Below are 11,878 nucleotides of genomic sequence, written 5' to 3' on the forward strand. Positions count from 1 at the left end.
CCCGCGGGAGCACCTCGGCAACGCGACGGAGTTCAAGAAGTACCTGGACGGCGTCTACGCCCGTGCCGAGGTGGCGATGGCGAAGCTGCGCGAGGTCGTCCCGGACATCGCGGCCGAAACCGAAGGCGAGCCGGACCTGCGCAAGACGCTCAAGGGCCGCGGCCGCGCCGAGGACAAGATCGAGTCCAACTACGGCGGCGACCCGTCGCGGCTGACCGACATCGCCGGCGGCATCGTCCGCTTCGACAAGATCGAGATGCTGTACGCCGCCTTGGAGAAGATCCGGGCACGCGACGACATCGAGATCGTCGAGTTCGAAGACCGGTTCGTGAAGCCGCAGCCCGCCGGGTACAGCGACCTGCAGATGAAGGTCCGGATCGACGGGCACGTCGCCGAGTTCCGGTTGCACCTCAAGGCGGTCGACGCCGTTTCCGCCTACGACCACGCGCTGTACGAGGTGCGCCGGGACATCAAGGCCCGGGCCGTCGACGAAGGCCCCGGGCCCGATCCGGAGACCGGGAAGAAGCGGCCGCGGCCGTACACCGCGGAAGAGCAGGCCCTGATCAACGCCCTGCTGAAGCGGGAGCGGGAGAAGTTCTGGGAAGCGCTGAACAAGAGGCCGGAGCAATGACGATCGAGACGCCGGCGTACTTCCGGCACCACGACAGCCCGTACCGGCTCGACAAGACGGCCGACGGCGGGCTCGCCGGGTACATCCTGAGCTGGCGGACCGGGCGGTTCGTCGAGGACAACGACAAGATCGACGACGTCCTCTTCGCGCAAGCCGGGGACATCGGGGCGCTGACCGAGCAGCAGTTCGTCATCCGGACCGAAGACCTGCGGCGGGAGTACCTCCGTGGCGGGGGCCCGATTTTCGCCCTCTACGACACGATCAGCGCCATGCACTCGGTGGCCCGCGAGGAGGGACGGCCACTCAGCCGGGAGGAGGCCGCGCTCAAGGTTTCGCTGTACCGGCGCACTTTCAAGCTGTGGGAGGACGAGTTCGCGCGCCTCGACGCCGGCGAGCCGCCGACCTTCAGCTACACCTCGACGTTGGCGCAATGATTCACGTGGAACATCGACTTTCGCCCGATGAGCAGCGCACTCTCCTGGTGCGGCTGGGAAAGCTCGTGCGCGAGCACCGCGTCAACGCCGAGGTGCCCGCCGTCGCCGACTTCCGGCAGGTCGGGAAGCACACCGAGACCGCGGGCCACAACACGGCCGTGCCGGACGAGCTGGCCGACATCTTCACCGAGCTGCGGGCCGGCATGTACACCGAAGGCCGCGGCACCTGGCTGCAGGCGCGGTTCGCCCTGAACCCCGACGGCAGCTTCGACTTCGACTTCGCGCTCGACGACGATCCGGTGTGGACCGGCCCGCCCGAGCCGGCCGCCTGGCCGGAGGAGCTGGCCGCGTTCCCGCGGGCCGACGAGCACATCCCGGACTGGTGGCGGCTGCGCGCGCAACTACCGCTGGGCGTGGTGTTCCGGCACGCCGACGTCGGCGGCCCGGAGGTCGAGCGGCCGCCGCTGACCGACACCGAGGTCCCGCTCGTGCTGCAGTACCTCGAGCGGGAAGCCGTCGTGCACGAAGACGGCGACGAGCGCTTCCACACCGACGGCACGTGGATCTGGTCCGACGCGGTCACGCTCCTGCTCGCGAAGCACGGCGTGCCGCCGGAGCCGGACCTGGTCACGCACATCCGCCGGCACCACTTCCAGCCGCCGTACGTCGAGCCGCTGGTCCGGCGGACCGCCGAGGCGGACCTGCTGGGCAAGCCACGGCCGAAGCCGGGCCGCGCCGACGTCAAGAAGACCGCCGGGGACGTCGTCGCGGAGCTGGAGACCACGCCGGATCCCCAGCTCGGCGACGAAGAGCTGCTGACCGTGCTGGTGCAACGGCTGGGCGAGCACGGGGTGTGGCCCGAGGCGTACCGGGTCGGCGAGCGCGCGGACGGCGCCTGGTGCCTGAACTACACGCCGGACGGCTGGGAAGTCGCCGCCCACGCCGGCGGGAAACCTCGCGAACCGAAGTACTTCGCCCGGCTCGAGTACGCCGCGCAGCAGCTGCTGGGCGCGTTGCTGCTGCACCCCGCCCGGATGACCGCCGGGCACGAAACACCGCTGGAAACCGCGAAGGAGCTCGACGACTGGCCGGTGCACCCGGCGCCGGGTGAGCCTCCCCTCACCCTGCTCCGCAACAAGCGCATCACCAGGCTGGTGGCGGGTACGGTCGTTCTGCGCTTCGGCGAGGAACCCGGCAATCTCGTTCACCACGGCGAGGTACGGTTCGCCACGACGTCGCTCCCGCTCGAACGCGAGCGGGTGCGGCGGAGCTACCGGCTCAGACGCCCCCTGCACGTGATCACCGGCATCACGGTTCCGTGGGCGAACCTGCCGGGTGGCGCGGTGGCCTTCGTGCTGCCGAAGACGATCGCCGAGCACGAGTCCGACGGAAGCCTGGAGAGGATCGAGTAGGTGGAAGCGGCGGAAGCGATTGCCAAGGTCGGCCAGTGGCTGCGCGCGGTGCACGGTCCGGACGTCTCCGGTCCCGCCGGGCTCCGGGTGGACACCGAGAAGGTCCTGCGCATCCCCGAGGGCTGGTCGGTGCCCTACAACACCATCGCGTTCCTCGACGAGGGCCGGCCGGAGAAGGAGATCTTCCCGCCGCCGTCGGTCGTCGTCCGCGAGCCGGACGGCGAGCTGCGGCAGGCGCACCCGCACCCCGGCGGGCTGTCGGTGCCGGTGGCGTTCCCCGGCCAGGAGAACTGGCGCGAGGTCGTCGACCCCGAGTACGTGAAGGCCGGGCTCGGCGAGCTGGGCGTGCCGCTGCAGGCCGTCGCGGGCTGGGTGAAGGTCGACGCCGACGGCAACCAGACCGGCGAGGAGCGCGAGAACCCCGAGTACAAGGCCGGGCCGATCCGCCGCGGCTACCCGAAGCCGGAGAACACCCTGGAGACGCTGCTGTCGTTCGGCAGCGTCGGCTGGCTGACCCGGGAGCTGCTGCTCATCGGGCTGATCCGGTGCGAGGTGTTCGTCCCGCTCGACCTGGAGACCGGCAAGACCGACCGGTTCTACTTCGCCGAGGAGCGCAACGAGCTCAAGGTGTTCAGCTCGACCCGGCACCTGCCCTCGCGCGAGCACGGCTGGTGGAAGGTCGACGTCGCCACGCTGGCCGAGTTCGAGCACCCGCCGAACCTGGTGATCAACGGCGGCCCGACGACCATCGAGGACGTCTCCAGCGGCGAGCTCGCGGAGATCGTCAAGCGGTTCCCGCGGCACGAGCCGCGCATCGACGTGCACGGCCGCTGCCCGGAGGCCGAGGAGGACCTGATCCGGGTCGCCACCGAGACCGCGGCCCGGATGGGCCTGCCGGATCCGGTGAAGCCACCGCTCCTGGCGGCCGAGAAGGCCCGGCGGCGCGGCTTCGAGCTGACGGCCGAGGAGTGCGCGAAGACCGTGCTCGGCGAGTCCTGGCTGAAGCGGCTGAAGATGCCGGAGCCGCCGCGCAGCAAGCCCAACGACCTGCGCGCGAACGGCCTGGCCCCGGCGTACGACAACGCCGGCCGCACGGTGCCGCGGCTCGACACGTTCGGCAAGTACTTCGAGCGGGACCTCGACGGCTTCCGCTACGGCTGGCAGCGCGTCACGGGCGCGTACGTCGGCTTCGCGCTCGGCGAGGCCCTCGGCACGGCCGTCGACCGGATGATGCTGCACGACATCCACGCGAAGTTCGGCATCGAGGGCGTCACCGACCTCGTCCCGGCGTTCGACCAGCCCGGCCGGATCGGCTCGCTGACGCAGCGGCTGCTCTTCTACACCGAGGCCGTGATCCGCAGCCCGCACCGCGAGCAGCCGGAATCCCGCGAAGCCGAGCAGCTCTTCCCCGACGTCGTCCGCGGGGCGCTGCAGCGCTGGCTGCGCACCCAGGGCGCGCCGATGGACGCCCTGGACGGCTGGCTCGTGCAGGTCCCGGACCTGCACGCCCGGCGCGACATCGACGACGCCGAGCTCAACGCCTACCACCAGCTCGCGACCGGGGCGGCCGGCGCGCCGCCGATGAGCGGCCCGGCCGCGCTGATCCCCGCGTTGCCCGCCGCGTTGACCATGGCCGGCCCCGGCAGCGGGTTCAGCGGCGGGGCGCGGCAGGCGGTGCGCGAACTGGCCGGCGTCACCCACCCCGACGAGCAGGACCTGACCGCCGCGACCTACCTGACCTGGCTGTTCGAGCACGCGCTGACCAAGGACGCGTTCAGCTTCCCGATCTGGAACACCAGCCGCGAGGTGCTCAACCCGGACAGCCAGTTCCAGCAGGGCTCGGAGTGGACGGCGATCAAGGACATGGTCGCCGAGTCGGTGCCGTTCTTCGGCGAGCACGGGCTGCCCGATCTGCGGATGCCCGAGCTGATCGGCGACGGCAAGACGACGCTGTCGGTGCTCGGACGCGCCTTCGCCGCGTTGTCGGGCTTCGAGAACTACCCGGAGCAGGCGCTGCTTCGCGCGGTCAACCACTCCGGCCGCAGCGCGCTCACCGGGGCGATCGCCGGGGCACTGCTCGGCGCGCGCACCGGGATCCCGGGCCTGCCGCAGAAGTGGGTCGACCAGCTGGAGCTGCGGTACCTGGTCGAGAACGTCGCTTCGGACGCGTACTGGCACTTCGACCGGCACTCGGCGCTGAGCGCGCTCGGCGACGCCTGGATCGAGCGGTACCCGCGGCATTAGCGCGAGGATGGGGAGAATGGACGAAGAGGAAGCCGTCGCCCGCGCGCGGGAGTGGTTGCGCGCGCAGCCCGGCGGCGACCGGCTGCGGATCCGGCCGGAGTTCAGCGCGCGCCGCCCGGACGGCTGGCGCTTCACGGTCAACACGGCCGCCTACCTGGACCGCACCGACATCGGCGCGGGCCTGTTCCCCAGCCCGGTGGTCGTGGTTCCGGACGACGGCGAGATCGGGTACGACCGGGCGGCGATGGCGAGCACGCCCGCCGAGGCGGAGTGGCGGCCGGACGTCGACCCGGAGTTCGACGAGAAGGCCTTCCCCGAGCTGGACCTCCCGGTGCGGGCCATCCGCGGCTGGACCAGGGCGAACGGCGAGTACCGGGTCAACGAGCAGTACACCGCCGGCCCGGTCTGGCGCGGCTACCCGGCGCCGGCCACCGACGCCGAGAAGCTGCTGAACTACCTGGCCGCGAACTGGATCAGCCGCGCGGAGTTCGTCCGCGCCCTGCTGGACTGCGAAGTGCTGGTACCGCTGCCCGACGGCGAGCCGCTGCTGCGGCCGGTGCCGGGCAAGGGCGAGCGCGAAGTCATCGCCTACAGCTCGTCGGCGAAGGTGCCCGGGCGGTACCCCCGCCGCTGGCGAGTGACGGTCCGGGACCTGCCGCCGTCCGGGCTGACCCTCGACCCCGGCACCGGGCTGGTCCGCAGCCTCACCGCCGCCGAGCTGGGCGCGACCGGCGAGCGCCGGCCCATCGTGGAAGAGCCCGCGCCGGAAGCCGGGCCCGAGGTCGCCGCGGCACTGCCCGGGCTGGTCGCGGAGTTCGGCGTCGAGCCGCCCGACCTGCCGGCCCGGCACCTGCGGTACGCCCTGGACCACGCCCGCGACCAGCACTTCGAGCTGACGCCGGACGAATGCGTCCGGTACCTGCGCGGGTTCGCCTGGCAGTACCGCAACGGCGTCCGCCGCCGGGCCGGCCAGGAGCCGGAATGGCCTGCCGACCTCAGCGCGAACGGCCTGATCGCGCACGTCGGCGAAGACGCGCGGCCACGGCCGGTGCCCTGGACGTTCGGGAAGTTCTCCGCCTTCGGGACGCCGCCCGACCGCTTCGCCTGGCACCGGATCGTCGGCGCGTACGTCGGCTTCGCGATCGGTGACGCCCTCGGCGGCGGCGCGGACCCGGCCGGCCCCCTGCCGCTGGGCGGCCTGACGCGGCACCTGCTGTTCCACACCGACATCGTGCTGCGCGGCCTGCCGCCGGTGCCGACCGGCGAAGTCCCGGCGACCCTGCCGGAGCCGGACCCGGTCGGCTGGCTCGCCGTCGCGACCCGGCACGCCGGCCCGGCGCCCGCCGAGTTCTCCGCGCTGCTGGCCACGGCGTTGGCCGCGACCCCGGCCGGCGCGGTGGCACTGGCGGACGTCGACGGCGAGCGGTACGCGAAGGACGTCGCCCGCGAACTGACCGGCAGCGCGGCCGGCGCNNCGCGCTGCCGGTGCACGTCCGCCTGCACGAGGTGGGTGGCGACCTGGCGGCGTCGACGCTGGCGCTGCGTGCGGACCGCCACGCCGATGACGTGGCGCAGCTGGAGTCCATCGGCGACGGCCGGAGCGTCCGGTCGGTGCTCGGCCGCGCGCTGTTCGCCGCGGCCAAGCGCGGCCACGACCCGGAAGCCGCGATCAGGCTCGCCGCCCGGTCCGGACCGGTGGCGGGCGCGATCGCCGGCGCGCTGGTCGGTGCCCGCGTCGGCGTGCCCGGCCTGCCCTGGGCGACCCAACTGCCCGACCTCGGCCTCCTCGAAGACGTGGCGAGCGACGTCTTCTGGTACTTCAACCGCAACGGCCTCCGGACGGAGACCGCGGAACACGCACGCTGGGAGCGCCGGTACCCGAGCGGCCGGTTCACCCCGGAACCGAAGGGACCGAACTTGCGATCGCGACTGCGGGGCAGCCTGCTGGCCGGAGCGATCGGCGACGCGCTGGGCGCGAAGACGGAGTTCGACTCGATCGACCGGATCCGCGAGATCGCCGGGCCGGACGGCATCACCGACTTCATCCCCGCGTACGGCGGCATCGGCCGGATCACCGACGACACGCAGATGACGCTCTTCACGCTCGAAGCGCTGATCCGGGCCCACGCCCAGCAGCGGAAGACCGGGTCATCGGACGTGGTCCACTCGCTGCAGATGGCCTACCAGCGCTGGCTGCACACGCAGGGCGTCACGTGGGACCGGGCCCGCGGCCCGCAGTCGTCCGTCGAGGCGGCCGACGGGTGGCTGATCACGCACCAGGAGCTGTTCAGCCGGCGCGCGCCCGGCCTGACCTGCTTCGGCGAGCTGGAGGCGTACGGCCGCTCGGGTGTCCGGGGCACCATCGACCGGCCAGTCAACAACTCGAAGGGCTGCGGCGGCGTGATGCGCGCGGCGCCGATCGCGCTGTGGTCGGACGACCTCGCCGAGGTGTTCCGGCTCGGGGCCGAAAGCGCGGCGCTGACCCACGGTCACCCGAGCGGGTATTTGTCGTCCGGGTGCTTCGCGGTGGTCATGCACGAACTGCTGCACGGAAAGCCGCTGCTCGACGCCGTAGCGACCGCGCGGGCCGAGCTCGTCAAGCACCCGGGGCACGAAGAGCAGAGCGCGGCACTCGACGCGGCCTTGGCGATGGAGGGCCCGCCGACGCCGGAGAAGCTCGAGCGGCTCGGGCAGGGCAACGTCGGCGAGACCGCGCTGTCGATGTCGGTGTACGTCGCCTTGGCCACCTCGGACGCCGACTCGGCGTTGCTCGCGGCGGTCAACCACAGCGGCGACAGCGACTCGACCGGTTCGGTCTGCGGCAACCTCGTCGGCGCGATGTACGGCGAGGAGGCCCTGCGGGAAAGCTGGCTGGACCGGCTGGAACTCCGCGAAGTCATCGTCGGCCTGGCGGACGACGCGCTCACCGAGTTCGGCCCGGATGCGCCGGGCGACGACCGGTGGTTCGCTCGGTACCCGGTCGACTAGGTTCTTGGGGCTACTGGGGACGGGGAGGACAAACGTGCGTTACCGGGTTGAAGTGGCCGAACGCCCGGACGGCCTGTATGCGACGTGGGGTGAGGGGACCTACCGCGCGCAGCGGTCGACCACGGACGGCACCGTGCTGCTGTCCGTATTGCCGGAGGAAGAAGCGCCGGAGGGATTCGACAAGGAGTTCGACGGCCGTCCGGCGAAGGTCGTCCCGGCGAGCGAGGTGCCGTCGACGTTCACCCTGCGGACCTTCGCCGAGTTCGACGGCGAGGTCTTCGAGGTCGCGCCGGGCGACCGGCCGGAGCTGACCCTGCGCTGGGTCCGCGACGACGCGGCGCGGGCCGCCCAGCTGGGCCTGACCGACTTCTCGGTCACCGTGCCGGCCAAGCGGGTCACGGCGCTGTGGCAGACGCGGCTGGACTTCACCGAGTCACCGGAGGCACGCCCGCAGCCGGGCACCGGCGACCAGAACGCGCTGCTGCGCGCCATCGGCCGGACGCTGCTGCACACCGTGCCGGGTGGCTGGGCGCGGGTCGGCGCGCAGTTCCGGCAGGTCGGCGACTACGCCGAGATCGAGGTCCGCGCGGTCGGCGACGAGGACGGCCCGGTGTCGGTGTCCCTGCCCGCGGCACCGCGGCTCGGCGGGCTCTTCGCGCGGCTGCGGGCGGCGATGTTCCAGCCCGAGGCCGGCACCTGGTTCCAGGGCACCTTCACCCTCGACGCACAGTCGAAGTTCGACTTCGACTTCGACGCCGACCGCGAGCCGGACTGGCGGGTGCCGCCCAACGACGGCGGCCGCCCGTCGACCGCCGCCTACGAACTGGAGCTGGCGACCTTCCCGCGGACGCCGAAGCACCTGCCGGCGTGGCTGACGGCGAAGGCGGGCCTGCCGCTGGACGTCGTGTTCCGGCACGCGCGGGTCGCCGATTCGCACGTCGAGGGCGAGCGCCCGGTGGTCAACCGGCCGCCGGTGCCGCCGGACCAGGTCCGCGGCCTGCTCGACTACCTGTTCCGGGCGCCGGTGGCGCTGCACCGGCCCGCGCCGCTGCCGGACATCTTCGGCGGGCCGGGCGCGAAGCCGGACGTCCCGAACGCGTTCCACACCGACGGCACCTGGATCTGGCCCGCCGCCGTGCCGCACTACCTGCGCAAGTACGGCGTGCCGCCGGAGCCGGAGCTGGTCGAGCACATCCGGGCGGCGGGATTTCGCCCGCCGTTCGTCGGGGAGCTCGTCCGCGCGACGGCCGAGGCGGAGGTCCTCGGCCAGCCGCGGCCGCCGCAGACGGCCGCCGACCTGCCGGACGAGCGCGCGCTGACCCGCGTGGCCCGCGGCGAGCCGGTCCGGAACCTGAAGGGCGCGGAGACCCTGGAGCTGCTCCAGCAGCGGCTCGCCGAGCACGGCGTGCCCGCGGCCGCCTACCGGATCGGGGCGAACGAGATGCCCGTCGAGGGCGTCTGGACGCTGCGCCGCGGCGAGAACGGCTGGGAGGTCTCGCGGCCGCCGTCCGACGAGCCGGTGGCGTTCGGCTCGCTCGGCGAGGCGGCGAGGTTCCTGCTCGGCGTGCTGCTGATGCTGCCGCCGCGGCCGGCGGAGGAGTCCGACCAGCCCGCCGACTGGCCGATCCTGCCGATGCGCGGCGAGCCGCCGTTGAACTTCTACCGCGGCAAGCGGCTGATCGTGCTGCCGCCGGGCACCACGGTCGTCCGGTACGGCAACGAGACCGGCAACCTGGTGCACGCCGACGGCTCCCGGTTCGCCGAGACGGCGCTGGCGTTCGAACGCGAACGCGAGAAGCGGCTCTACCGGGTGCAGCGCGCGATCCGCGTGCTGACCGGCGTGGCGGTGCCGTGGGGCGGGATGCCGGGCGGCGCGGTCGCCCACCTGCTGCCGCGGACGCTCGCCCAGCACCTGGAGACGGGCGCGCTCAGCAGGCAGTGATCAGGACGGCGGGCGACCACCAGTAGTCGGCGAGCGGGGTGACGTCGACTTGCGCGAAGCCCGCCGTCGCCAGCTGCTCGGTCCAGACCCGGGCCGGGTGCTCCCAGTTCGTCCGCTGCTGCCCGGAGACGATCCCGAGCAGGACCGGCAGCAGGAAGCCCTGCGCGACCAGCGTGGCGTCTTCGCCGTACTCGGCCACGCCACGCTCGTAGCGCTCGACGAGCGAGCGGAGGTGCTCCGGCGAGCCTTCCTCGAACTCGGGGACGTCGAACTCGGCCAGCACCAGCGTCCCGGTGCGCGGCTGCAGCGCCCGCAGCACCTCCGCGCGCTGCTCCGGCTCGATCGACTGCAGGGCGAACGTCGACTGGACGAAGTCCCAGCCGAGGTCGTCCCGCGCCAGGAAGTCCTGCGCGGTCGACTGCCAGCACTGGGCCGACGGCACCCGCTCGTGGACGCCCTCGAGCAGCGCGGCCGACGGCTCGACCAGGTCGATCCGCGGCGGGAGGTGCGACGCCTGCTCCAGCGCGGGCACCACGGCGAGGCCGTCACCGCAGCCGAGGTCGAGCAGCGATTCCGGCTTGCCGGCGTCGTACCGGGCGGCCAGCTCGGCGCTCAGCGCCCGGTACAGCTCGACGTTGCCACCGCCGCGGATGAACGCCGTGAACGCGCTCGGCTGGTCGTACACCGGCGCCGTTCCGTCGCCGGCCAGGTAGTCCCGCAGTTCGTCCGCCAGCGTGGAGCCGGCGCGGCCGGCCCGGGCGGCCAGTTCGGCGGCCTGGTCGCGGTCACCGGAGCGGTAGGCGGCAAGGGCGTCGGCGAGCAGGTCGATCGAAGTCATGGACAGGAGATATCAGAACGGGACCCACAACGTCACTCGCGTGCCACCCCCGGCGAGTCCCGACTCGACCAGCGACGTCCCGCCGACCTCGGCCAGCCGCGCGGTGATCGACTCGCTGATGCCGAACCCGGCCGGGTGGTCGGCGGCGCTGAACCCGCTGCCGTGGTCGCGGGTGATCACCGCGATGCCGCCGTCGCGCTCCTCGACGCGGACCACGACCCGGTCGGTGCCGGAGTGCTTCATCGTGTTCCGCATCGCCTCGCGCACCGCGTCGCGGATGGCGATCTGCCGGACCTCCGACAGCGTGTCGTCGTCCAGCTCGGCCACCACGAGCTGGGCGCGCAGGCCGTCGCGGGCCATCTCGGCGGCGAGCGCGGCGAGCTTCTCGCCCAGCGGCCGCGCACCGGCCTCGGCCCGCTCGGACGCCGCGGACTCGATCGTGTGCCGGATCTCCATCGCCTGCGCCCGCGCCAGCCGCTGGATCTCGACCAGCCGTTCCTCGGCGTTGCCGGGCGCGGACAACGCCATCGCCTCCAGGGTCTGCAACACCGTGTCGTGCAGCCTGCGGTGCTGCTGGGCGCGCTCGGCGAGCCGCCCGTTGCGGGTGCCGTAGGCCAGCGCCAGGCGCGTGCCGAGGCCGGTCAGCACCAGCGCGGCGGTGGCCAGGAAGAGCTCCGCGAGCAGCACGGAGTACGTCGAGAAGGCGGCCCCGGCCAGGAACCCGCCGGTGTTCAGCCAGTTCGCGAGCATCCGGAGCGGGAAGCTCAGCAAGCCGAACACCACGCCGCTCGGCAGGCCCAGCGCGAGGGTCAGCAACCCGATCTCGCCGTAGAGGTGGACGCTGGTGACCGCCAGCGCGTCGAAGTACACCGGGGCCGGCACGGTCAGCGCGACGAGCAGCGGCGAGAGCACGGTGAAGGCGAGGTCGACGGCCAAGAGCTTCCCGGCGTTCCGGCCGCGGAACGGCGCCGAGCGGAACATCCAGCGAAGGCCGGCGACGTTCAGCGCCACCGACAGGAGCGTGAAAACCCCGACCGGCAGCAGCCCGGTCGTGCCGTGCTGGAGGACGTAGACGCCGAACTGGCCCGGCACCGCGAGCAGCCGGTAGGCCAGCGGGATGAGCACGACGTACCGGGTGGCGCGCAGCAGCAGGCCGTCCCGCTCGGTCGGGTCGATCGGGCCGGACATCCGGGAGATGCGCCGCAGCGCGTGGATCGGAGCCGGGTCGGCGATCTCGTCGGGCAGTTCACTCGTGGCGGTGGCGATCGCGGGGGCGCCGCGCCGCAGCAGCGCCACCAGGAAGCTGCCCCCGCCCGCCACGGCTCACGCGCCCCCGACGCCGTTTCGACCCGACCGAGCGGGACGGCCTGCTGCTGCGCGCCACCCGGT

Annotated in this window: 8 protein-coding genes and 2 pseudogenes; 8 read left to right on the forward strand and 2 right to left on the reverse strand. The window is 73.0% G+C overall.

Annotated features, from left to right (window positions below):
* The 8 genes and pseudogenes from CCN39_RS50155 to CCN39_RS15500 form a co-directional block, all read left to right on the forward strand.
* Positions 1 to 631 (forward strand): nucleotidyltransferase family protein (locus tag CCN39_RS50155; RefSeq protein ID WP_491844423.1); only part of this gene is annotated, 631 nt, incomplete at its 5' end.
* Positions 628 to 1,065, forward strand: coding sequence for a hypothetical protein (locus CCN39_RS15480; RefSeq protein ID WP_086842619.1), 438 nt, complete (start codon positions 628 to 630; stop codon positions 1,063 to 1,065). The genes CCN39_RS50155 and CCN39_RS15480, both read left to right, overlap by 4 nt.
* Positions 1,062 to 2,477: a TNT domain-containing protein gene (locus CCN39_RS15485; protein WP_244210801.1), complete on the forward strand. Its 1,416-nt coding sequence runs from the start codon at positions 1,062 to 1,064 to the stop codon at positions 2,475 to 2,477. Before CCN39_RS15480 ends, CCN39_RS15485 begins: the two co-directional genes overlap by 4 nt.
* Positions 2,478 to 4,721 (forward strand): ADP-ribosylglycohydrolase family protein, encoded by a 2,244-nt coding sequence (locus CCN39_RS15490; protein ID WP_086842621.1) that lies wholly within the window; start codon positions 2,478 to 2,480, stop codon positions 4,719 to 4,721.
* 16 nt (positions 4,722 to 4,737) lie between these two features.
* Positions 4,738 to 4,941: pseudogene (locus tag CCN39_RS51740) on the forward strand (YrhB domain-containing protein); the annotation flags it as partial.
* A gap of 1,286 nt (positions 4,942 to 6,227) precedes the next feature.
* Positions 6,228 to 6,473, forward strand: a pseudogene (locus CCN39_RS53100) (ADP-ribosylglycohydrolase family protein); the annotation flags it as partial.
* A gap of 165 nt (positions 6,474 to 6,638) precedes the next feature.
* Positions 6,639 to 7,709, forward strand: coding sequence for an ADP-ribosylglycohydrolase family protein (locus CCN39_RS50715; RefSeq protein ID WP_167455099.1), 1,071 nt, complete (start codon positions 6,639 to 6,641; stop codon positions 7,707 to 7,709).
* Between the two features lie 34 nt (positions 7,710 to 7,743).
* On the forward strand, positions 7,744 to 9,651 hold the full coding sequence (locus tag CCN39_RS15500; RefSeq protein ID WP_086842623.1) for a TNT domain-containing protein: 1,908 nt from the start codon (positions 7,744 to 7,746) through the stop codon (positions 9,649 to 9,651).
* On the opposite strand, the gene CCN39_RS15505 is transcribed toward CCN39_RS15500, so the two are convergent.
* Positions 9,638 to 10,489: a class I SAM-dependent methyltransferase gene (locus tag CCN39_RS15505; RefSeq protein WP_086842625.1), complete on the reverse strand. Its 852-nt coding sequence runs from the start codon at positions 10,487 to 10,489 to the stop codon at positions 9,638 to 9,640. The two genes, CCN39_RS15500 and CCN39_RS15505, sit on opposite strands and share 14 nt — an antisense overlap.
* A gap of 12 nt (positions 10,490 to 10,501) precedes the next feature.
* The gene (locus CCN39_RS15510; protein WP_086842627.1) at positions 10,502 to 11,809 is read right to left on the reverse strand and encodes a sensor histidine kinase; all 1,308 of its coding nucleotides are present in this window, start codon (positions 11,807 to 11,809) and stop codon (positions 10,502 to 10,504) included.
* Positions 11,810 to 11,878: the final 69 nt, after the last annotated feature.

Origin of the sequence: Amycolatopsis kentuckyensis (assembly GCF_002155975.1) — a bacterium.
GTDB classification, from domain to species: domain Bacteria; phylum Actinomycetota; class Actinomycetes; order Mycobacteriales; family Pseudonocardiaceae; genus Amycolatopsis; species Amycolatopsis kentuckyensis.